Source organism: Cupriavidus sp. HE11, assembly GCF_056097175.1.
On the sequence record NZ_CP184467.1, the window covers coordinates 147,873 to 170,907 of the forward strand.

A 23,035-nucleotide genomic window follows, 5' to 3' on the forward strand; every position below is an offset into this window, starting at 1 on the left:
TTTCGGGGCCGCTGAGGCGGCCCGCGACAGGCGGAGTGCATCATGAAAACACTGGTGCTGGTCGAGGCCTCTGGCAAGACCGATCTGCTTGCGCGCCGGCTGCGCGACCTGCGCTATACCGTGCAGGTTCTCGCCACCGTCGGCCATCTCTGCGACAACCCTAAATCCCTGCGACCGATCGCATTGGATGCCCAGCTGCGTGAGCTCGCGTATGGCCTGCGCGACGATCGCGCTGCGCTGCTGGAGAAGATCCGAGGTGCGGCCATGGCGGCCGATCGGATCTTCCTCGCTATGGATGACGATCAGGAGGGGGATGTCATTGCCCACGACGTGGCGGCGCTGCTGTCAGGTGAGCGGGGCAAGATGTCGCGCGTGCGGCTGGGCTCACTGGATGAGGGCGAGTTGCGCTGGGCCTTCGAGCGCGCCACGCCGCTGGATGCGGCCGATGCGCACGCGGGCATGTGCCGGCGAATCATCGATCGTGCGATCGGCAGCGCATTCAGTGTGATTGTCGAAGGCGCCACGATCCCCGTGGGGCGGGTACAGAGCGGCATTCTCGATGCGATTCAAGCGCAGGCCCCGCAGGTCGGCGTCTATCGATTGACCCTTCCGGTCAAGGACGGCCGGGTTTTCATCACAGAGATCCCGGTGCATGGGCCGGAAGACGTCGCGGCCTGCGAGCAACTGGCCGCAGCACTTGCGCAGGGCAAGGTCCAGTTGCGCGAGCAATCCGAAGCGGATATCCCGGCGAGCACGCCGTGGGCTTACGAGGAGGCGGTCGAGCAGATCGCGCTGCGTCTGCATATCGATATCGAGCCGGCGGCGAAGGCGCTGCAGGATGCCTATGAGCGTGGTCTGGTGACCTACCCGCGTGCCCGTGCACAGGCCTTTTCACCGGCGGGAGCGGCATTGGGTAGCACGCTCGCCGAGAACAACCGTTGTGCCTATGACGCGGGCCGGGTACCGGTGCGAGACCGCGACGCGTCCGTCGGCAAGCCGCACGAGGCGCCGCGCCCGCTCGACGATGAAGGCGAGGCGGCGATTGGCCGCTCGCTCTCGCTGATGGGTCCGGCGGAAGCCGTGCATGTGCTGCTGGCGCGCAACCTGATTGAATGCGGACAGCAGGTCAGGCAGCAGCGCCTGCGCGTGGCGGTGGAGGAGCGGGAACTGCTGTTCTGCTATGCGGCGCGTACGCCGATGCGCAGCTGGAAGGACAAGCCGGCGAAAGCCGGGTACGAAGCATGGCCGACCGATGTGGCGTTGCTCCGGCATGTGCGCCACGCAGGCCTCGGGCGGCCCAGTACGATTGTCGGGCACGTGGCGACGCTGATGCAGCGCAATCTGCTGGCCGTGGATGGCGGGCGGATCGCGCTGAATGACAAGGGCAGGCACTGGCTCGCACACGCGCGACAGGCGGGCTTGTCGGCACAGGTGTCGGTGGGCATCGAGGCGCGACTGGCTGCGCCCATCGACGATGTACATGCGAGCGCCCGCGCGATCCTGCGGGAGCACGGCCTGCTCGATCAGGTCGGTACGGCGATTGCCCGCATGACGCCAAGCACGCCGCGCGCCGCGCCGGCGGCGGTGATGGAACCATGAGATACGGAATTCAAGGTTTGGGAGAAACGAAATGAGTCAGGTGGTGAAACTGGGCCCCGCTAGTTATGTGGAGCTGGACGACATCATGACCGGCCAGCGCAAGCTGGCGGTGGTGGACGAATCGGGTGTGGGCTATTACGACCTCATCGGCGACGAAGAGCTGCCCAAGCCCCTGCACGTGGAGCTGAAGCCGGCGGCGCTGGGCTCGGTGCAGTCATGGCTGCAGGACATGGAGGAAGAGCGGGCGCACGCGCTGGGGCAGGTCTGGGTGCAATTGATCGAGCAGGGGGTGGACGCGCTCACCGTAGCGCGTGCGGTGCGCTGGGGCGTGCTCAACGACAACACGGATCTGGAGCTCGTGCGCAAGGCCGGGCAGACCCAGACGGAAATGATTGTGGCGGGCCGCAAGCGGTTCACCGAGCGTCTGTAGTCTCGCATGTGTGGTGGCAGGGCCACCGCTGTCTTTCCCGCGCCCGGCCTTGGCCGGGCGTTGTTTTTGGGGCCGCGTACGCGCCGGTGATGATGCAATAGCGTAGAAAAAGCTACATCAAATGTAGTTCTTTCTGTCTTTGTGGTAATCTTCGGTGCGGAAGCGCACAAAAAAAACATCAAATTATTACGCGACCCAACGGAGGAAGTCGCGGCCTCATTGGATGACACATGGACACGAACGAAAAGCTGGTACACACCGCCGCCGCGCTGGTGCGTGAGGCGCTGGAGAGCTTTGTGAGCAACGGCGGCCGCCTGCACGACGATGGTCGACCGCTGACGCCAGAACTTGTGGCAGCCCCCGACGGTGGGTTGCCGGCGGTGCTGTATTTTGCCGAGGAGTTTCTGGCCAGCTACGAGATCGAATTTGCGACGTTCGATTTCGAGCCGGACCCGCAGGCGCTGCTGGGCGTGACGATGCCGAAGATCTATTCGGAGTGGAATGCCAAGTCGACGCCGCTGTTTTTCTTGAGCGACTTCCTGCGCAATGAAATGTTGCCGAGCGTGCAGGGCGATTTCGACCTGTCGATTCTTTTCGCCAATTTCCGCGCGTGGCAGGGCGAACGGATGGTCTTGAACACGCCGGCCCCGGATCCCATTTCCAAGCACCAGCCCCAATAGGCTACGTCGCTGCTGCATTCTTGCCACCATGGGAGGTTTGCATGTCCGAGTCACTGACCCCGTTGCATCGCCAGATCCTGCAGGCACTGGCGCAAGGCAAACTGCTCTGTGCCGCGTCGCGCGGCTACGAGATTCACCTTGGCAAGACCCGTGCGGTGCAGGGTGGCGCCGTGGCCGTGGCCACGCGCGTGAACGCAAGGACGATCCGCACCATGGTAGAGAAGGGCTTGCTGAAGGCAACCACCGGCAGCGATGCGACAGGGCGCCGCTTCCCGATGATGGTGGCCACGGGTTCGGGCTCGCAGGCCCCGTCCGCACCAAATGCGCCAATCTGATGCATTGTGTAAGAAATTAAAGTTAAAAAACGCTCGCTCCGGCGAGCGTTTTGCATTATTTGGCACAAAAGACCCGTGAATTTTGCGTTTCGTGCACGTCGTGATAAAAATTCCACCAATCGCTCGTTGCGATCCCGACGGTGGATTAGCAAAAGCGGTGTGAGAAGTCCCACTTACTTTGCGATTTGGAGAGCAACGACATGCAACTGAATGCCCTGAACAACAAAAAGCCCAAGCGCGTCCCGAAGGCCGAACAGCCGAAGACCATCGTGATGCGAAAGCAGTCCATCAAGATGGCTCCGAACAGCCCGAGTTTCTTCCATGGGCTCGATGCCGTCACCGGTGAGCCGGTGTCGGTCCGTCTGATGGACGTCAACGAAGCGCTGGCGGTCGTCGGCTCGAAGTTCGCCCCGACCCGCGAAGCGGCGATCGCGAAGCTCGAAAAGACGTTTGGTGGCACCGATCAGAAGCGTCGCCCGCGCCCGAGCGAATTCAATGACCCCGAGAACAAGGTTCATTGCGAAACGAATGGCCTGATGGTGTTCACGCGTTGCCTGAAGAACGAAGACGGCAGCTATCGTGCGTACTGGCCGGAAACGCTGGCCGCGTCGGCAGGCGTGCAGTGCGACCGTGTTCACGCGAACATCGTGCTGGACCGCCGCTGGAACGACACCGACAAGCGCTGGCAGGAAACGGTGGTCGCCGACATCGTGATGCCCGAGAGCGCCGTCGTACTGAATACCGAAAACGCGCAGCCGACGCTGCTGGCCGCCATGGCGCCGAGCATTACGCTCAATGATGAACCGGTGGGCCGCCGCCCGTTCGTGTTCCTGCGCCTTATCAACAAGGAAGACGGCAAGTTGCTGATTGCGCCGGCGCGCGTACATGCCGCCTATGTGCCCACCACCAAGAAGGATTGGGATACCGGCATCGAGATTACGCGACACGATGCCGCGCCGGCAGAGCAGTCCATCGCCAAGATCACGACGCCGGCCGGTAAGGACGACCGCATTTCGCAGGACATGCTGGTGGCGCGCGCCATGGTCTACGCGCTGGGCGACCAGCCGGGCTACCCCGATTTTTCCGACGCCGGGGACGGCGCAGTGGTCGCCGATCTGAAGACGATCGTCGATGGCGTGCGCAACGGCGACTTTCTGGTGGAAGCCATTCCCGGCGAACGCATCGCGGCTGGCCCCGCCACCCGTGCAAGCCTCATCAAGCAAGGTTACACCGGCGATGATGCCAAGGCGGAAATCAAGTCGAATCATCCTGTGCACATGTTCTGGTCGCCGCGCGACGAGAATGGCCGCGTCAAGGAGCGTCGTTTCCTGCCGACGTACCTGACCACCGAAATCGGCCGCGACGGTCTGCGCTTCTTCACCAAGAACGTGCTGGAAGACTACAGCCCGGGCAAGGTCACGATCGCCACGCTGGCCACCGTTAATGACTTCCAGAACGGTGCTGACGCGGCCAAGGAGCGTGTCGAGGAAGCGCAGCTGACCGAAGCGGACGGCAATGGTTTCGACCCGTCGGCCATCGACGATGCAGCGGAGCGCACCGTCGACGGCAAGCTGGCGCAAGCGGCGGCGGCACTCGATACCGAAGAGCTGGGCATGTAATCGCAGGACCATTGTCCGAACCGTCGCCGCCATACTCCCGTCGGCGACGCAGTAGTCTTAAACCGCCCATCCCCCCGTTGGGCGGTCTTTTTCATTCCGGGGGGCGATGATTTCGGGGCCATGCCATGCAGCCGTCCACTGTAGTAGCCGTGCCGGTATCGAGCCGTCTGACGCTCGATGGGCTCGCCGCCGAACTCGACCAGCGTCTCCAGCAACTGACGGTCCTGCCCGACGGCGACAGCGAAGACAGGCGTCAGGCGTATGCGGCCATCGGCCGCCTGCGCGACGCCATGCTTCAGCGCGGCCAAGACTTCGATGCGCAGGCCCGTCTGCGCCTCTACTTTCTGGACTGGACCGACTACCTGCGGGGCATCGAGGCCAAGCAACGGGCGTTGCACGCCGCCGCACAACGCGCGTTGCGTGAGCGCATGGCCGAGGTGGCACGGGCCGTGCCAGTGCCACGCGCCGAGGATGTTGCGGGTCTGCGGCTCGAACTGAGCGGCACAGCCACCCATGCCGGCGCCGAATTGCTGCGGCTATACGCGGCGCTCTTGCACACGGCCGCCGCCGCGCCCTATCTGGCGGGTAGCGCCTCGCAAGACGGCCTGCCGCTTGCGTGCGATCCCAGTCCCGCGTGGGTGCTGAGCTTCAGCCTGCCGGTGCTGGCCCATCACTGGCAGACCGTGCGCGCATGGATCGCGCAACACGCCCTGCAGGTGCGGGCGTGGGACTATCGGCCGCAGCACGCTGGCCGCGCCCACGGCCCGGTGTGTGCCGATGTCTCGGATCTCTTTCATGCGGCAGCCGTGACGCCGCTGGCCGTGGCCAACGGCCAGCCGCCGGGCCTTCCCGAGGCGTTGCGCGCGCCCGTCGCCCGCGCCTGAGACCCCATCGATTTGGTGCAATCAAGACAGAAAAAAACGTCAAAATGATCGCTCAAATCATGATAAAACTCATATTTACCACGACAGTGACCTTGATTTTGGGTTTTCTAATGACGTCGGGGATAATTTCTTCATTGATGACACAGATGGCGCGTTGACGCCCGTGGCGATGAAGAAAATCGAGTGGATGGATTTGAGCGCGATCGGCGTGTATTTCGGCTCCTTTCGCGATACGGGCGTCGCAGGGATCTCCGTGGTCGACATGTCCGGCCAGCATGGCGAAGCCATCCGCAAGCTGGGCTTCGAGCCCATGCCCAGCACCTACGGGCAGGATATCTATCGCAAGCCCAATCACACCCTGACTGCGGCATCGCTCAAGGAAGCCTTCGGGTCCGAGCACCTGAAGTGGGTCAGCGGCTCTCCTGAGCTCATCCAGAACATCTTCAAAGGCAAGGTCGCAGAGAAGCGCAACGCCACCGTCAACGCCATGTACGACTCGGCCAAGGCCATCGGCATGAACGATCGCGACGAGGTGGTGTTCGACTCGAACTCGGGCCGCTTCGTGCAGCGGGTGATTGACGGCAGGAAGTCCATCGTCCGCGACGATGGCCTCGAACGCGCCACCTTCCTGCGCGCCCGGACAGACAGCGAACTCCGGCAGGTCGTACGCGGTTTCGTGCGCCGCATTGTCGTGCGCAACAACCACCTCAAGCGCGAGGACCTGCAGGCGCTGATGTCGTTGTCCAACGAAGGCGGCTTTACCGAGCGCCAGTATCAGGAAGCGGTCGAGACCGAGGCGAATGTCCTGCTGCAGGATCAGGCCCGTGCGCACCTCGCGCGGGGCTGGGACGCGATGGGCGTGTTCGATATCGCCAACCGCATCTATCTGGGCCTGCCCAAGATGGCCCACCGCACGGCCAGCTCCATGGCGTTGCAGCAGTACTCCACGCCTACGCCGATGTCGGTGCTCGCGCAGGCGATGCTGGCTTCCCGGGAAGAATTGGTCGGTCGTTCCGTGCTGGATCCCACCATTGGCAATGCGTCGCTGGTGACCACCTTCAACGTGGGCCGCGCCGACGACACGCGCTGCCGTATCTACGGGATCGAGCTGGATGAGGAGCGCGTCGCTGCCGCGCGCGATTTTGCCGACAAGGTCGTGCAGGGTGATGCCACGGACGTGTCGTTTCGCAAGCAGTTCGGCGAGCCCGAGGGCTTCGACTATGTGATCGCAAATCCGCCGTTCGGCAAGATGAACAGCAAGCGCACGGTGCGTCTGCCCGATGGCAGTGCGACCGAGGACATGGAAGTGCAGCGGCTCGACCACTACATTCTGTTGCGATCCCTGCATGCTCGTCGCGACAACGGTCGCGCCGTGTTCATCACCGGTGCAGACAGCACGGTCGATGAAGGGGCGGTTGAGGGGCGTAGCAAGAATCTGCTGGCCTATCTGCTGGACCACTATCACGTTGACGGTGTCGTGGATGTGAGTGGTGATCTGTACAAGAAGCAGGGTGCAGCGTATCCGTTGCGCATGTACGTGGTAGGCGCCCGACGTGCTCAGCCAGTCGAGGCCGAACTGCCCGACCGTCTGCCGGTACTGCGCTCCTATGATGAGCTGCGCAAATGGTCGCAGGTCATTATCGATCGCCGCGACAACCCGGCGATCGCACCGGAACTGCGCCTGATGTCGCCCCGTGCGTCGGAACAGGCGCGCCGCGAGATGCACGCGCATACCGGCGAGATCGACCTCGTCAACTATCTGGCCGAGCAGGCACGAACGGTGAACGCCGGCCTGCATCGCTACGCCTTCGAGAGCAAGCTGCTGTCGCTGGTGATCCCCCAGCCCGGGAAGGATGTGATTCTGCGCACGCCGGGGGCCTTCTGGTGGGACGAGCGCAATCCCCGCATTGCGCTGCGCGGCATGGATGGCCGCTTCATGGTGATTGGCCTGCAACGCCGTGCAGGTCAATTCGCCAAGATGAACGTCCTCGCGATCGGTGATGACGCGGAACAACGCTACAGCGGCGCGTTCGAGCGTCTGGTGATGGCCGAAGCCGGCCGCGATCCCGATGAGAAGCCGAAGCAGGCCCAGAACCCGGCGGACCCGGCGCCGGCGATGGTCGAGGCGACGGTTGAGGATGCGGCAACCGTGCAGGCGGCCGAGAATGCAGCGGAAGCCCTCAACACGTTTGCCGTCGATCTGCCGGATCTGCAGGCCGTCACCGCAGGGCTGCGCGATGGCACGCACCCGGCGAATGGCAAGCGTATTGCATCGGAGGGCGTCCGCAAGCTGCTGCTGTCCGAGGCGGCCGGCCTGATCGGCAGTCTCGAAAGTGTGAAGGAAGCGCGCCCGGACGACGCGGACGTGGCGCGGGCCGTCGACGAGGCCGTGGCGGCGGCCCAACTGGCGATCGAGGCTTCGCAGCCCATCGCCGCACAGGGCAGCGAACTGCTGCGCCCGGCAGCCGACGCGTTGGCATGGACCATGACGGCGGCGCAATGGGACGCGGCGATGTCCGCGCTGGCGACGCCCGAGGTGGGTGGTCAGCATCCGGGCGGCCGGGAAGTCGCCCGTATCACCGAACGGGAGCGCCTGCGTTATGGCGTGTCCCAGTGGTACCACGAGCGCGCCAAAGCGGGCGATGCCGAGGCCGTGGAATGGGTGGCCGATGGTTTCGGGGCGACGCACGAGGACGTCATCCGGAAGGCGGTTGCCGAGGGCAAGGCGGTGCCCGAGCACGTGCTCGCGGAATACCCTGCGATCACCGCTGCGCCGGCCGATGCTGGCGCAGCGATCCGCGAACAGGCGCTGGCCCTGCGCGGCTGGGTGGGGGGCAAGGGCCCCTTCGCAGATCTGCCCCAAGGGTGGATCGTGATGAACGCGCCGCGTCCGCTGCTAGGCGATCAGCTCGCGCAAGGTGAGTTCGAGCACGGCCGTTTCTACGCCGCGATCGATCCGGCCGGCTTCATGGCCGCGCGCTACATCGAGCAGAACCGCCGTGACGATGCCTACGTGTATCTGGCGGCCGATGACGCCGTGCTGATGGCGATGGCCCTGCAGAACATCGATCCGCGCTATCACGCCAACTATCTCGAATACGAAGAGGCGGACCGCAAGGACATCCTGCGTCCGCAGATCAACAAGCTCAACGAAGGCAAGACGTACGGCGAACTGCTGGCGCTGGCGGCCAAGGGCATGCCCGTGACGGCACTGCCGGCGCACGAGGCCCCGGCCCCGGAACTGCCGCACACCGTCGCGTCGGTGGAATCGAGTGAAGCGACGGCCGTACCCGTTTCTGCGGACGGGGCGCCCAACGCCTTCGTCGAGGAGATGCGGTCTCTGGTGCAGGCGTCCCACTCGCGTAACGCCTATCGCAACAGCGCGATGGAAGCGTTCAACGGTGTGCTCGACACCGACCGTGCGGCGTTCTACGCCGAGCTGAACCTGCAGCGCGGCGTGCCACGCTCGGTACTGGCCACGGCGATGGAGGACTATTGGGCCGCGCAGCAACCGGTGGCGGGTGCGTCGGTCGAGCCGGCCGCTGCCGCCACGGCCGAGGCAGCCGATCCGAACCTTGGCCGCAAGTGGCACACCGCCGCCGGCGAGATCGAGATCATTGCGCACTGGCAGGGCAACCCGGCCAAATACCAGACCCTGCTCAATGGCAAGACGCTCGGCGCGCCCATCGTGGAGCGCGACACGCTGGAAGCCCGCATCAAGGAAGACGCCCAGCGCGTGGTAGACCGCGAAGCCCGCCGGGCAGAGCAACAGGTCCGCGAGCAGGCGGCGCAGCAGGCCGCCACGCAGGCGCAGGATCTGGGCGGCTTTGCAGATGACCTGTCGCCGCAGCGTCGCGGCAAGATCGTGGCGACGCTGGACAAGACCTACACACTGAATCAGCGTGAGCCGGGCAAGCTGCGCGACCACATCCGCCAGATGGTGGCGGATGGTTTTCGCATTACGCGCAGCCCCGATGGCGAGCGACGCCTGACCGGCCCGGCCAACAACTTCTACGACGAGCGGGCCATACTGAAGACCGGCATGGATTTCGCGGAGTTCCTGATCGCCGGCGCCAATGCCGCGCGACTGGACGCACAGGAGAACACGCCCGCTGCGCAGGCTCAGCCGGTCGTGATCCCGCCAGCCAGCGAAGTGTTGCCCATCGCGGATTTCGCGGGCCCGGCGCCCGAGGCGTTGGATACGCTCGACGAGCTGCTGCAGCCGCTCGATCTGCCCGAGGGGGCGCTCGCCGAGGACAAGCGCGAGGACAACGAATTCCAGCAGCCCTACGTGCCGTTCTCGAACGTTGGCGAAGCTTCCATGATGATCCCGGCCAACCTGTCGGGTCCGGTCTATGCGGCGCTCGCCATGGTCAAGGCCCGTCATGGCGATATCGACGAGTACGTGGCCAAGGCGCTCCAGTTCGACGTGAGTGATCTGGAGCGGCTGAACATGAAGCCCGAACAGATCGATGCACTGGCCCTGATCTTTGCCGCGCACGACCAGAAACTCGGTTTCCTGCTGGCCGACAAGATGGGCGCGGGGAAGGGTCGCGTGATCGCGCTGGTGGCACGCCGGGAGCGACTGGAAGGGCGTATCCCGGTGTTTGTGACCGTGACCGACAACCTGTTCACCGATTTCTTGGAACGGGACATGGTGGACGTCGACAGCCGGGCACTGTTCCAGAATCCGCTCATCATCAACGACAACTCGAAGACCGTGGATCGGGACGGCAATGTGGTCGCGCGCTCGCTTAAGCGCGACGTGTACCGACGCTTCGCCGAGGCCGGCGAGTTGCCACCGGGCACCGACATCATCCTGTGTACGTACTCGCAGCTGTCGCGCCGACCGGAGAACCACCTGACCTCGCGCTTCATGCTGCAGGTCGCCGACAAGTTCCCGATCTCGATGCTGCTCGACGAGTCGCACAACGGCGCTGGCAGCAGCAATACGAGCGACAACCTCGCGGCCATGACGACGCTGGTCGCGCGGCGCGGGGGCAATCTGCTGTTCTCGTCGGGTACGCCGATCAAGGGCGCGAAAAACCTGCGCCTTTACACAGCGATCCTCCCCAAGGGCATCAACACGGAGGAGCTGCTGCAAGCGGTGGCCAGCGATCCGCTGTCGCTGCAGGAGGCCCTGAACTACGAGATCGCGGCCCGTGGCTGCCTGATCTCGCGCGAGCTGGACAGCAGCAACGTGGTGCGCGAGTTCCGCGTGTCGCCGCGCAATGAGCGCAACCTGCGCGTGGCCGATCAGGTCTCCGAGATCCTGAGCGGCATGGCCTTCCTGTCGGGCGACGTGAAGAAGATCGTCGGCCAGATCAACAAGGAATACGCCAAGGAGCTGGAAAAGATCCCGGAATCCGAGCGCGAGGGCGCGCGGATGGGCGCGACCAGCATGAACTTCGGCTCGCGTCTGCACGCGATCACCGGTCAGCTGCTGCTGGCGCTGAAGATGCCGGACGTGCTGGACTACGCCGTGCAGGCACTGGCCGAGAATGTGAAGCCCATCATTGCGCTGCGCCGCACGGGCGAAAGCCTGCTGGCCGAATACATCGGCGAGCAGGAGGTGGCGCACGAGCCGGACAGCACGCGCCGTAAGAAAGAAATGGGTACGGTGACGCTGGAGCGCCCCATCACTTTCAAGGACTATCTGCGTCGCACGCTGCAGCGACTGCTGGTCATCACGGACACCAACCGCTATGGCAAGGTCAGCAAGCGGCAGGCGGTCGGGGAGGCAATCGAGGCCGTCACCGAGCGCCTGCAGGGACTGATTGACGAGCTGCCGGACGACCTGCCGCTCACCCCGATCGACTATCTGCGCGAAGGCCTTGCGTCCTTCGGCCACGGCATGGTTGAAGTGTCGGGCCGCAACCTGCGCGCGCGCACCATGGAGAACGGTAAGGTAGCGGTGGAAGCGCAACCGGGAAAGACCGACAAGACCCGCGTGCAGCGTGCCGTGCGTGCCTTCAATAACGGGGACCCCGGCGCGGATGTGATTCTGCTGACCTCTTCGGGCAGCACCGGCATCTCGCTGCACGCGAGCCCCGCTACCGGTACCGATCTGCGGCCGCGCCGCATGATTAAGGCCGAAATGCAGTCCGACATCACGCAGGAGCGCCAGATGGATGGCCGGCATGACCGGACGGGCTCGGTCGAGCGGCCGCAGTACCTGATTCCGCTCACGGGCCTGCCGGCGGATGACCGCCTCGCCATGATGTTCAACAACGCCAACCGGTCGCTGACCGCCAGCACCGTGGCCAACCGTGACAGTGGCGAGCTCATCAAGCATGTGCCGGATCTGCTCAATGTGGTGGGCGATGAAGTCGCGCATCGCATGCTGCTGGAGCATGACGGGTTGGCCGACAAGCTGGACATCAACATGCCGGATGTCGGCGATGTGTTCATGAAGGGGCCGCTGTGGTTCGTGAAGTCCCTGACCGGCCACATGACGCTGCTGCGTTCGGATGAGCAGTTCGCCCTGTACGCCGAACTGCAGGCGCGCTTTACCGAGCGGCTGGACCAACTCAAGGCCGAGGGCCGCAATCCGCTGGAAGTGGTCTGTCACGACTGGCGTGCCGTGCGCACGGGGCGAAGCATCTTTCAGGGTGGTGCGAAAGAGCAGCCAGTGGCCGCCGCTCAGGCCGGCGCGCAGGCCGCCGGCGCTTCGATGTTCGATGCGCCGGTCTATCTCACGTCGCTGGAGTATCAGCAGGAGATGAAGGCGGTCCGCGCGCTGGAGGTGGATGAAAAGATCCGCAAGGGCGACGGACGCGATCACGGCGCGGGCGGCGCGATGGCCATCGTGGAGAATCTGCGCAGCCGGCGCGACGCGTTGCTGCAGCAGGTCACCGGCAAGAAGTTCGACAGCGTCGCGCAGGCGCTGGCCGCACCGCCCGACAAGGACAACAAGCAGAACGAAACGCGCAAGCTCGCCGACAAGCTCGACTGGATGGAGCGCAATCTGGAAGTGCTCGGACGTGGCTCGGTGTTCTACCAGAAGGACATCACCGGCGAAGCCCAGCCGCATGTGGTGCTGTGGTACGCGCTGCCGGGGAAGGCCGAGGAGTACTCGCGTCCCAGCAGCTACTACGTGTACACGCTGCAGCCGGGCTCGGACGTCATCAATACGGTGACCCTCAGTGCACTGGCGGCCGAAGGCATCGACTTCGAGGCCGATGCCTTCAAGGACCATCTGGACGCCCGCGACACCTTCGACGAAGCCGAGAACGGCATTGTCACGCGCCGTGTGCGGGTGCTCGACGGCAACCTGTTCGACGCCACGGGCCTGAACCTGCGTGAGCACGTGGGGCGAAAGATCGTCTATACCGACGATGCTGGCAGCCGCCAGCACGGCATCTTGGTGTATCCGCACATCACCGACAAGGCGCTCAATTCGCTTGCGGAACGCGTGCGGGATCCGGCGCTGATCGCGCAACTGATCGAGTCGGGCCCGGTGGGCACCCATCCTTCGGGCAAGGTGGAGACCGACGATCGCTGGGCGGTCTACTTCTACAAGAGCCGCGACGGCGACTATCTGTTCCGGGTGCCGGGGAGTGTGGCCAAGGGCGGGGAGTACTTCCTCGATCCGGTGATGTCGGTCATCAAGGGCGTGGAGACGCTGAACCGCTTCGAGCTCGACTTCAAGGAAATCAACGGCGCGCGCCGTGCCACGGTGCCGGCGCACAGGCTGCAGGCGGTCATCAGCTACCTGATTGACCAGCACAACGAGAATTTCTTCGTCAACGACCGCGAGCGTCTGGCCAAGGCGCGTCTCGAACTCGCCCGCGCGGCGAACCCGCTCGATCTGGCCGCGTGAGGCACAACGTGAATCCGAATCCCCAGTCAGGAGAATCCATGACGACTAACCAAGCGGCGCCGGCGGCGCCGGTCAGCACCCCGCAGACGCCCGTGACCCCGGCGCTGGTGCGGGCGATCTTTACCTCGCAGGGGCGCGAGATCGACGAGGCCCGCGTGGCCACGGTCGTTGATGTCGCGACCCGCGCGCAGGCTGTGGTGGCGAAACTGCAGCGCGCGGGGGACCGCATGCTGGGGGCAGCCCGTGGCCTTGAAACGGGCCACCCGGAGCTGGCCCCGGCCGAACGCGCGTTCGCACGCGTGATGGAGCAGACCGAGGCGCTGATGCTGGTGTGCCAGTCGGTGACGACACTCGTCTTCGAGCCCGAGGATGCGGTGGTGCTGCAGGCTATCGACATGGGCGATGCGATGGCCGATCGTGTCCTCGCACACGCATAAGGGGCAGGCCATGAACTTTGCAACACTGGAAGCCGATCTCGGCACGCTGGTCGAGACCATGACCCCCCCGACCGTGAAGGCCTCAGGCCAGAGCCTGATGGACTATTTCACTGCCAAGCGCGATGCGGTGTACGCACGCTGGAGCGCGCTGGAGGCGAAGCAGGAGAAGGTACAGGAGCGGTCCGCCATCGTGGCATTGGGGGGATTGGTCGGCTCGCTCGGCATGCTGGCGGTGTCGTCGGCCCCGGTCATGGTGCCAGCCGCGCTGCTGGTGGCCGGCGGCACGGCGACGGCGGTGGCCGCACGTGTGCTGATCCACCATGCGCGGCTCGCCGCAGCGGACGCCGAGCTGCAAGCGACAAGCCGGCTGGTCAATGAGGCCTCGCCCGACGACATGGAACGGGCCTACGTGGGCGAAGGTGGCGGCCCGTTCACCCAGCTCTACCAACGCACCAAGGACATGCTGCTGGGGCACGACCGGCGCGCCACGTCGCTGGCGGGGCGGATCGACAATACGGGGCTGACGGGCGACGCGCACCGTCAGGCCGTGCAGCGCATGCTGCGGGAAGTCGCGACCCCGGCTTTCGTCGAGTACGTGCGCCGCAACGCGCCGAATCCGTATGCGGGCGCGGCCCACCTGATGTGGCGGCTGCGCGAGCTGCCCGGGATCGACCTCACGCCGCTGAAACCCGGCGTCAGCGCCGGCGCCGGGATGCCGCCGCTGGGCCGCACGCTGATCGGGCAAGCTCCATCGCGGGGCACGCCGTCGCTGCTGGCGGATCTGGGGCTCACGGTGGACCAGAAACCGCATCAGGCACCGGCGCTGACGCACTATGGCTACATCGCGGCCAGCGAGGATGACCGGAGTTTCCTCCAGAGCATGGGCATCGATCTGGGGGTCTACGACGACATGCAGGGGGCGTTCCCGGCGCGGGTCGACGCGCAGGCGCTGCGCCAGCTCAACGAGTACCGCGAGGACTTCCATGCCACGCTGCACGCGTTGCCGGAACATCGTGTCGATACGCGCACGCTGCTGCTGGATGTGCCGGTGGACACGGTCGACGCGGAAACGCTCACCGGGTACCGGGCCTTCCTGCGCTACACGGTGGGCACCGAACTGGGGGGCATGCGAGCGGCCGACGTGCTGCGCGACGTCAACCGGGAGGTGCACCGTCGCAACGCGGTGCAGCGCCAGCTGGAGCAGCCGGCACGCACGGCCGGCGCCACGGCGCTGGAACTCTGACAGCAGGCGGGTCCAGCCGGGTCTAGCCGCGTCTAGCCGAGTCTAGCCGAGTCTCTGCCCGGTTGATCCGACCGGCCTACGCCAACGAAAAAGGCCGGCATGCGAGGGCATGCCGGCCTTTTCTGTTTTGGTCCGCCGGCGCGCTCGGCGCGGGCGGCTGGGAAAGCTCAGACGTTGTGGCGGATCTCGCCAAGCGCACGCACCACGGTGAGCAGCGTCCCTTCGTGGTAGCCGTGCTGGTAGTCGCTGTCGCGGTAGTGGTAGTAGACCGCCTTGCCCTCGCGCATCAGGATGCCGATGCGCGGATCGCGCAGCGACGGCGGCAGCACGGTGGCGCCCTCGTGATGCAGCGCTTCGGCTTCCAGTGGGGTGAGCGGCAGCGCCGCGATCGCATCCGCCTGCGGGGTGGGGTCAGCGTGCCAGCGGTCTGCATAGGACAAGTCGGGCACGACCTCCTCCTCGGTGGTCCACTCGATACGGCACTGATGGAATGGTGTGTAGCCGCTGGCGGCCGCCCGGCGCGGCGTCTCGGCCCGGTAGGCCTTGGCGATCATGGCCCGGGCCTCGGTCTTGTTCTTCGCCTCGACATACGACTCGGCATGCGTATGCGTGGGCGCGTGCAGCAGGAAATAGAAGCGGGTCAGCGGCTGGGCCATGAGGGAATCCGGTGCGGTCGAGTATGTCGCCATGGTAGAGGCGTTCTGCCGACTCCGCAAGTATCAATATGATACTAAATGTGATAGGCGGCGATTGCGCCGGTCACCGGGCGTGATCGCCGGGGCTCACGGCTCCCGGTGGAAGCGGCCGGGGGCGATGGCGCCGGGGCGCTTGATCTTGACCCAGTCGTGGCTCGGGCCGGCCGTGTAGGCGCTGCCGACCCGTTTGCCCACCATGCCCTCCAGCCGCAGGGCGAGGACCAGCGCCCACAGGGCGTCCGGGTCCGGCGCATCGTCGACGAACAGCAGCGCGGGCACCGGGGCCACCAGATCGCGCAGACGGGCGCGCCGCTCCTCCAGCGGCCGCGCACGGATGTCCTCGCCATCATGGACCAGCAGATCGAACACGCAATAGGTGGTGGGGTCGGCGCCCGGATACCAGCCCCGGCGCAGGGCGCGGGCATGCAGGCGGTTGAAGTCGCTCACGCCCCGGGCGTCGAGCACGGCCACCTCACCATCGATCACGTGGCGACCATGGGAAAGGCTGGCCAGCTGGGCCAGCGGCGCGTGCAGTTCCGGAAACCACACGGTGGCGTCCGCGCCGTGGCGAGTGCGCAGAGCCACGGGGGCTGCCGGGGCGGGCCGGCGGCCGGCCGGATCGGGCGCGATATCGAGGGGTGCGGTGTCCGCGAGAATCCTATAACCGTCGTGCTTCGGCTGCCATTGCCAGTCACCGCTGGCCGGCAGCTGGCGGATCGCCCGGGCCAGCATCGGGTCGAGCGCGGCCAAGGGTGGGGCGGGCGGCCGGGGGACAGGCGGGGGCGCGACAGGGCGGCGGGGCAAGGGGGTCTCTCGCTACGACAGAACCTGCGTCCGATTATTCCAGAAATATTCCACAGCCCGGTTTGCCGGGTGGCCCAGCGGCCGGCCGCCCGGGTTGCCGAAGAGCAGGCATCGGGATTACCATCCAATTCGGGCCGGTTGCGTTGTTTTCCAAAGAATTCAGCGTGATAGGATGCAAAAAAAACATTAATTTACGTTGAGGTCGACCATGCGGATGTTTTACGGTCAGGTGCGGGCGGCGGAATCCGAGCGCGCCATGCTGGAAAGTCTGGGTATCGACGTGGCGCCCGGGCGCGCCGAGGATGGCGAGTCGTTCTACGTCGCGACGGGCGAGGCGGGGCGCGCGCGTCTGGCGGAGCACGTCAACGATTTTCCGCATGCGCTGCATGCGCGCAGCAGCGACCTCGACGGGCCGCTCGACACGGTTGTGATGACGGCGGCCGAGCGCGCCGGCGAGACGGCGTGGCTCGATTTTCTCGAAGCGCGGCCGGCGCTGCGCCGCCCGGCATGGTTGGCGCGCCAGCGCGAGGCGCTGGCCGGCCGTCAGGGCGGCCACAGCCTGCCGCGCGCGCAGGTTCAGGCGATTCTGGCCGCGCACGACGAGGCGGCGGATCCGAAACGCATGATGCACTACACGAACCTCGGCCTGCTCGCCGAGGTGGTGCGCGGGGCCAAGCACTGGGGGCAGGGCGAGATCTTCGTGTGCGCGATCGACGCGGCGCGCTACGTCATCATGAAGCAGATCGCCCCGTCGAGCTGCGAGATGCTGACGCTCACGCACCACGGTTTTCACGACGTCATCACGGCGTACAGCTATGAGCAGGACGCGCTGGTCGCGGCGCTGCGTGACTACCTGCAGGTGAGCCCCGAGCCGGCGCCGCGCTACGAGAGCCCGGTCGGAACGACGCTTGGTGGCTTCACCGTGGGGCACCGGGCGAAGCTCAACAACGAGCAGGCCGAAGCCACCATCATTCACGTCGACACGGAAAACGGCCGCACGTGGGTCAAGCTGCAGTTCGATGCGCCCCGGCGCTTCGACGATCCGCAGGGCGCGCTCTCGCCCTTTCTGTACACGGACTTCTCGTCGATCGCGGCCACGTGGGATCCGCAGCCCGGCACGCGGGTGCTGCCATTGCTCCCCACTTTCCGCGACGACGTGCTGCTCAAGGCAGGCACGACCGTGGAGCTCTCGGCCGAAACGGACGCGGCCTCGCGCACCGGGATCGTCCTGCAGGACTACGCGTTGGCCGACCGCGCCGCCGGCCGTACGATTGACATGCAACCGGCTGAGCCGGCCATGCCGGTCGTGCGCTTTACCGAGGGCGAACTGACGCGCATCGTGACGCCGGCCCCGGACACCGAGGACTATGTCCGCCGACCGGCGCACACCTATCGCGTGGCCGTGCTGAGTGTGACGCCCGAGGGCGAGCGCGCGCCGCTGGGCGTGGTCTTTGCCCACGGCGCGTCGGCCGGCGACGCCGAGGTGCGGGCCTGTGACCGCCTGTGGACGCCCGCGTTGCGCGCGGCACGCTGCACGCCCGAATACCAGAGCGAAGCGGTGCCGCGCTATGTGCATGGCGGTTGGGGCCATCTGTTTGCCGAGGCCGGGGGGACCGAGCGAGACTGCCGCCTCGTATTCGATCGCCACACCTACAAGCTCACGGCCCTGCAGGTCCGCCATGGTACGAAAGGCTGGATCCCGGCCACCGAGGCCGAGCGCGCGAGTGTCGAGGACAGTCTCGTACACGCCAATCCCGAAGCGCTCTTCGGGCCGGACCACTGGGGCCTGTCCGCGTCGGACACGCCGCCGGCGTGGACGCGCGAGACCACCCCCGCGCCGCGCACGCCCGCAGCGGACGTCGCGCCCTGAGCGTGTCCGCCCACCCCTCACCCCTCACCCCTCACACAGGAATTCTTGATGCCCGATCCCATGCTTCACACGCCCGCCGGGCCGCTGGCGCTGAGCGCCGAACAGGAAGGGCTGCTCCTGCAGGCCGGCCTGCTCTGCGAGCGCGACGCCCGCGCGACCTACGACGTCGATACCGGGCGCACCATGGCCGAACTCGTGGAGGCATGCGCGGCCGGTGGCCAGCCGCTGGGGGCGGCCGTACAGGTCTGGCTCGCCGCCCCGGCGCCGGTGGCGGCGCTCGCCTGCCGGCGCTATCTGGCCGAGTGGGACGCCAGCTTTGCGCAGCCGGGCGAGCAACTGGTGGATGCCGCCGCCTTCGGCGCGGATGCGGGCTACAGCGCGGCGGATCGCCGGGCCATCGCGGCGTTGCCGGTGGGGGAGGTCTGGGAGTGTCCCGACGCGGGCGCCGCGCACATGGTGCGGCGCGTGGACGACGCGACGCCGGTGGACGAGCTCGCGCGCGTGGCCGTCATCGTGAGCGAGTACGGCGCACTGGAGGCCGTCCCTGTCGCCGCTCCGCGCGCGTTGTCCACGACCTCGCCCGAGCCGTGACCACGCGGAGCAAGGCAGAGACGACGCTGACGCAATGACCGCCGTGCGGCAGCACGACCGCCGCGTGCCAACGCCCGGAAAGCGCGGCGGTTACGAGACGCACTGCCGATTCACCTCCTACTTAAACCAGACACACGATGACTGTTTCCCTACTGCCTGAACCCTATCGCCGCGCGCTGCAGGCGCTCAAGGACCAAGCCGCCGCTGCCACCGCGCAGCTGACCGACCGCGACGCCGGCAAGGCGCAGCTGGCCGACGCGCAGTGCCGCATGGCGCAGCATGACAGCGAGACCAAGCACATCGTGCGCGTGGTCCTCAAGGCCAAGCCGCTGGTGTCGATACCCGATCTCAGCGAAGACCGGTTGGCGGCGCTGCTGGGCTTTACGACCGCGTAATTTCGCATTTAACCGCCCGGCCTGCGCGCCGGGGATCCGCCGGGCCGGTGGCCCGGACCACTTCGCTATCAAAAAGGACGACTTTCGATGCCTCCAATCATTCCCATTGGTTCCCAACTCCTGTCCATCGCCATGGTCCTCGGGTTGGGCTTCTACTGGATGCCAGTCAAGCCCGATACGAGAACCCTGCTGTGGATCGGTGCCACGCTGGGCGCACTGCTGGTCATCGGCGTGTTGCTCGCCATCTGGTCCAATGTGCGGGAAAACCGCCGGCTGCGCCTTGCCGCCGACCGCCACGAGCGCATTGTGCGCGAGCTCGCCGTACAACATCCCGGGACCCGGGCGACGGCCCTGTCAGGTGGCCGCTACCTGCTGACGGATCTGGCGAGCGGCAAGGCCGTGGGGGAGGTCGATGCGCGCGCGCTCTGAGGGGCCTGTGGCGCCTGTGGCGTCTGCCGTTGGCGCGGAGCTGTTCGCGTTGGCGCTGGAGGTCCGGTACCGCTGGGCGCTCACACGCGTGTACGACGAGGGCACGCCGCACCTGCAGTGTTGTGACGCCGTGGAACAGGCCATGGACGCCCTCACGCGTGCCGCTGGCGACGCGACCTGTCCGCTGATGCTGTCCGATGTCCCGGCGCTTGCCGAGGCCTACGCGGAGGGCGTGCACGGCTGGGCGGACTGGCGTGCTGAGCAGGAGGCCGGGCGGATGGCCGATTCTGCGGACGAAGCGGCGCGCTCCCGTATCGAGGCGCTGCTGGCCCGCAATGACTGGGCGGCGCTGCGCCTGCCCAGCCCCGAGGCCCTGACCGAGCGGCTGCTCGCGGGGGCCGTGGAGATGGTCTGCGAGCATCGTCTCCAGTACGAAGACGACGTACTGTGGGTCACCAATCCCTATGGGGTCGATGGCGCGCTGGGGAACGCGCCAGACGTCGCGCAGATGCGCAATTTTCTCGCCAACATGGCGCGGCAGGTCACCTACGGACTGACACCATGAGCCAGAGAATCGGTAGGGCACAAGCGGCGACGGCTGACACGGCGATGGCGCCGTCGATCGAGGTCGGACCGATCACTGACGGATCGATCACCGACAAGCAGGCCAGCAAGCGGCTCGCCCGGCTGCGCCGGCATGGCTCGCGCCGCACGAAGGTCCGCGTGCGCCAAGCCCGCAGGCTGCCCGCGCAGGAAGCCTTGCAACTGGTGCGATCCCAGAGCATCCCGTGGGAGCGCCATATCGCGCCCTTCGTGCGCGAACTGGTACGGCTCTATCCGGAGCAGGTAACCCTCATCGCCGGCACCGTGACGGAGGACACGGGGCCAAGACTTGTGGAATACGACGTGTATGGTGCGCGGGTCGATACCGGCGGGCGGGTCAATGGCCTGCCGATCTGGCGTTACGTGGCCAACGACCTGCATCTCTGTGAAGTCGCGCCGGGAGCCCGGACCGTCTGGCGTTGGGCACCCTAAAGCGTTCACGCAGGGCGCCCTACGCCGCGCGGCGGCATCGGGCATACTGATGGGATATATACAACGCCGAGGGGGTGCAATGTCCTATACCGCTTATCTGCTGGGTGTGGCCCGGCGGGGCCTGCAAGCCGATGTCTGCGAGGCGAGCCGGCAGATTCACCTGCGCCAGCTGGCCGGCGCGCTGATCGCCGGGGCGTACTGATCGGCAGCTGTGACCGACCCCGCGACGGGGTTGGCCAGCGCGCCGTTGCGAAGCGTGCGTGTGCAGTCAGCTATGACTTTGCTATCAGCAGCCACCTGCCTCCAATCGTCACCGGATCGTTGTCCCCGTACCAATAGAACTCGCCCTCCTGCGGCAGGGTATCGGGATTGGCCATGTTGCAGTCGGAAAGAATGCACTGCGGCTTGGCGGCGGCGGACGTCTTCACATGCGTTTCCTGCGCCATGACGGCGCTCCAGACCCCCGAAGCCGGTGCGAGGTCAAATCCTTGGGCCGCTTTGCGCCTCCACGTCTTGTCAGCGTCGAACACCAACTCGACAAACGCGGTGGGATCATTGAGCTGCGAAAAGCCAGTGAAGTTCTGCAAGCGAAGCGTGACCATTGTTTCTCCCTTGGCTTGTGGGCATCGGCATGGCACGGAGGCCGCGCCTTCATAAAGAACACCGCAATCTCGCGGGCTCCCATATTCGCCTGCGGCAGGCTGCGCTCACAATTCCGGCATTTCCGTCCGGTAGCGCACATACATCGATCTCGCCAGATTCAACGCTGCCAATTCATGCGTGCGCGAGCGCGACACATCGGATAGGACAAAGGGGGGCATATGGGGGCAGCCAAGTACGTGGTGTGCTGTCTGGGCGTCACGGCATCGCTGGCACACGGTCAGGTCAAGCTCACGGGCCCGTCGACGCTCGCACAGATCGGGGCGGGATACGATGTGCTCACGGGCGAGATGGCGGGCGACTGCGTCAATACCGGGAAGCTTGCGCCGGTGCAGGGCGAGGATGGGTATTTCCAAGTCGTCAGGATCACTGACGAGAAGGATTTCAGCCAGCAGCTGAACGTCTCGGTCAAAGCAAAGTACGGCCTGTTCAACGCGAGCGGTTCGTATGTCAGGGAGACCACCTTCAACAGCTACTCGGTCTATCTGGCGGTGATCTCCCGCGTGGACATCCGCACGAACCGCGCCGAAACACCGGCCCTCAAGAAGGCCGTTTTTGACTTGGGGCAGAAGGACCCCAAGGCGTTCCGGCAGCAGTGCGGCACGCATTTCGTGCGCACGCAGACACGCGGCGGCGAGTACTCAGCGGTGGTCGAGATCTTCACGTCGACCAGTACCGAAAAGCAGGCCGCCGAAGGCGACGCCGGTGGGGCGACCGGCATCTTCAAAACCGAGGCCAAGGGCGGGACCAAGCTCTCGCAGGTCCTCAAAAAGTACAGCTACTCCGCGCGCATTGTGCGCAAAGGCGGGCAGGGCGCCGTGGCCGCCGATTCCGATGCGATCTTGGCCGACGCGCTGGCCTTCCCGGTGGCCCTGCGCACGATGCAGGATGCCGATCTCTTTGTCTCCTCCGTGGAGCTGCAACCGTATCTGAACCTGACGTTGCCCGATGCCCTGCGTACGGCCGCCAACAGCGACACGCCGGCATTGCTGCGACTGGAGGCCTACGACGACGCGGCGCGCAAGCGCCGGGCGCTGCTGGGCGATCTGGAATACATCCGCCTGCATCCGGGCGAGTTCGATCCTCACGACGCGGTGGCGCTCGCCGGGAAGGAGCAGGCGTTGCAGGCGGTGCTGGCCACCATGAAAGGCGCCGTGCTCCAGTGTCTGGATCCGCTGCTCAACAAATGCTCGGAGACGGACCTGAAGGTCCCCGGCAATGAAGACCTCGCGGTCTCATTGCCGGCGCGGGTGCCCGGCGAGACGCGCGCCCAGCTGCAGGCCCGCATTGATCGCGCCACCGTGGCGGTCAACGGTCTTTACAATCTCACGGCGATTCAGGATTTCGCGGGCTGCAATTTCCCGGGGCTGGGCAATGGCTGCGGGTATGTGCAGCAGGCCTTGATCCAGTACTGCAACCGGGAGCTTTGCCGGCCGTAGCGCGCGCGGTGCCGGGGCACTCTGCCGTCCCCCGGAAAGCCCCGCCGTTACGAGACGGGGCGTGAGGA

The 23,035-nt window shown here is 66.0% G+C and carries 20 protein-coding genes; 17 read left to right on the forward strand and 3 right to left on the reverse strand.

Going from position 1 to position 23,035, the window contains the following annotated elements; genetic code table 11:
- Positions 1 to 42: 42 nt before the first annotated feature.
- From ACOABP_RS31880 to ACOABP_RS31920, 9 genes are all read left to right on the forward strand, one after another.
- Positions 43 to 1,599: a DNA topoisomerase gene (locus tag ACOABP_RS31880; protein WP_474231429.1), complete on the forward strand. Its 1,557-nt coding sequence runs from the start codon at positions 43 to 45 to the stop codon at positions 1,597 to 1,599.
- A gap of 31 nt (positions 1,600 to 1,630) precedes the next feature.
- Positions 1,631 to 2,029 (forward strand): hypothetical protein, encoded by a 399-nt coding sequence (locus ACOABP_RS31885; protein WP_474231430.1) that lies wholly within the window; start codon positions 1,631 to 1,633, stop codon positions 2,027 to 2,029.
- A 230-nt stretch (positions 2,030 to 2,259) separates the two neighbouring features.
- Positions 2,260 to 2,709 (forward strand): hypothetical protein, encoded by a 450-nt coding sequence (locus ACOABP_RS31890; RefSeq protein ID WP_474231432.1) that lies wholly within the window; start codon positions 2,260 to 2,262, stop codon positions 2,707 to 2,709.
- Between the two features lie 41 nt (positions 2,710 to 2,750).
- Positions 2,751 to 3,044 carry a hypothetical protein gene (locus ACOABP_RS31895; RefSeq protein WP_474231434.1) on the forward strand — a complete coding sequence of 98 codons (294 nt, stop codon included), beginning with the start codon at positions 2,751 to 2,753 and terminating at the stop codon, positions 3,042 to 3,044.
- 200 nt (positions 3,045 to 3,244) lie between these two features.
- Positions 3,245 to 4,663, forward strand: coding sequence for a hypothetical protein (locus ACOABP_RS31900; protein ID WP_474231435.1), 1,419 nt, complete (start codon positions 3,245 to 3,247; stop codon positions 4,661 to 4,663).
- A 125-nt stretch (positions 4,664 to 4,788) separates the two neighbouring features.
- Positions 4,789 to 5,547, forward strand: coding sequence for a hypothetical protein (locus ACOABP_RS31905; protein WP_474231437.1), 759 nt, complete (start codon positions 4,789 to 4,791; stop codon positions 5,545 to 5,547).
- Positions 5,548 to 5,734: 187 nt separating this feature from the next.
- Positions 5,735 to 13,369, forward strand: a complete 7,635-nt coding sequence (locus ACOABP_RS31910; RefSeq protein ID WP_474231438.1) for an N-6 DNA methylase — start codon at positions 5,735 to 5,737, stop codon at positions 13,367 to 13,369.
- A gap of 38 nt (positions 13,370 to 13,407) precedes the next feature.
- On the forward strand, positions 13,408 to 13,806 hold the full coding sequence (locus ACOABP_RS31915) for a hypothetical protein (RefSeq protein ID WP_474231439.1): 399 nt from the start codon (positions 13,408 to 13,410) through the stop codon (positions 13,804 to 13,806).
- 10 nt (positions 13,807 to 13,816) lie between these two features.
- Entirely contained in the window at positions 13,817 to 15,049 is a 1,233-nt protein-coding gene (locus ACOABP_RS31920) for a hypothetical protein (protein WP_474231441.1), read from the forward strand.
- Positions 15,050 to 15,216: 167 nt separating this feature from the next.
- Here ACOABP_RS31920 and ACOABP_RS31925 read toward each other — a convergent pair whose 3' ends face one another.
- A complete protein-coding gene (locus ACOABP_RS31925) occupies positions 15,217 to 15,705 on the reverse strand; it encodes a hypothetical protein (protein WP_474231443.1) in 489 nt (162 codons plus the stop codon).
- Between the two features lie 126 nt (positions 15,706 to 15,831).
- Positions 15,832 to 16,329 carry an ATP-dependent DNA ligase gene (locus ACOABP_RS31930; RefSeq protein ID WP_474231444.1) on the reverse strand — a complete coding sequence of 166 codons (498 nt, stop codon included), beginning with the start codon at positions 16,327 to 16,329 and terminating at the stop codon, positions 15,832 to 15,834.
- A gap of 427 nt (positions 16,330 to 16,756) precedes the next feature.
- Between ACOABP_RS31930 and ACOABP_RS31935 the strand changes: the two genes are divergently transcribed.
- The 7 genes from ACOABP_RS31935 (at position 16,757) to ACOABP_RS31965 (ending at position 21,070) form a co-directional block, all read left to right on the forward strand.
- A complete protein-coding gene (locus ACOABP_RS31935) occupies positions 16,757 to 18,418 on the forward strand; it encodes a hypothetical protein (protein ID WP_474231446.1) in 1,662 nt (553 codons plus the stop codon).
- 48 nt (positions 18,419 to 18,466) lie between these two features.
- Complete coding sequence (locus ACOABP_RS31940) at positions 18,467 to 19,009, forward strand: hypothetical protein (RefSeq protein ID WP_474231447.1); 543 nt, start codon at positions 18,467 to 18,469, stop codon at positions 19,007 to 19,009.
- A gap of 137 nt (positions 19,010 to 19,146) precedes the next feature.
- Entirely contained in the window at positions 19,147 to 19,404 is a 258-nt protein-coding gene (locus ACOABP_RS31945) for a hypothetical protein (RefSeq protein ID WP_474231449.1), read from the forward strand.
- Positions 19,405 to 19,491: 87 nt separating this feature from the next.
- Positions 19,492 to 19,833: a hypothetical protein gene (locus tag ACOABP_RS31950; protein WP_474231451.1), complete on the forward strand. Its 342-nt coding sequence runs from the start codon at positions 19,492 to 19,494 to the stop codon at positions 19,831 to 19,833.
- A gap of 142 nt (positions 19,834 to 19,975) precedes the next feature.
- Positions 19,976 to 20,398 (forward strand): hypothetical protein, encoded by a 423-nt coding sequence (locus ACOABP_RS31955; RefSeq protein ID WP_474231453.1) that lies wholly within the window; start codon positions 19,976 to 19,978, stop codon positions 20,396 to 20,398.
- Positions 20,395 to 20,868 carry a hypothetical protein gene (locus ACOABP_RS31960; RefSeq protein ID WP_474231454.1) on the forward strand — a complete coding sequence of 158 codons (474 nt, stop codon included), beginning with the start codon at positions 20,395 to 20,397 and terminating at the stop codon, positions 20,866 to 20,868. The genes ACOABP_RS31955 and ACOABP_RS31960 overlap by 4 nt, the downstream gene beginning before the upstream one ends.
- Positions 20,869 to 20,947: 79 nt before the next feature.
- A complete protein-coding gene (locus tag ACOABP_RS31965; RefSeq protein WP_474231456.1) occupies positions 20,948 to 21,070 on the forward strand; it encodes a hypothetical protein in 123 nt (40 codons plus the stop codon).
- 70 nt (positions 21,071 to 21,140) lie between these two features.
- Here ACOABP_RS31965 and ACOABP_RS31970 read toward each other — a convergent pair whose 3' ends face one another.
- A complete protein-coding gene (locus ACOABP_RS31970) occupies positions 21,141 to 21,470 on the reverse strand; it encodes a hypothetical protein (protein WP_474231457.1) in 330 nt (109 codons plus the stop codon).
- Positions 21,471 to 21,689: 219 nt separating this feature from the next.
- Between ACOABP_RS31970 and ACOABP_RS31975 the strand changes: the two genes are divergently transcribed.
- Positions 21,690 to 22,967, forward strand: a complete 1,278-nt coding sequence (locus ACOABP_RS31975; protein WP_474231459.1) for a hypothetical protein — start codon at positions 21,690 to 21,692, stop codon at positions 22,965 to 22,967.
- Positions 22,968 to 23,035: the final 68 nt, after the last annotated feature.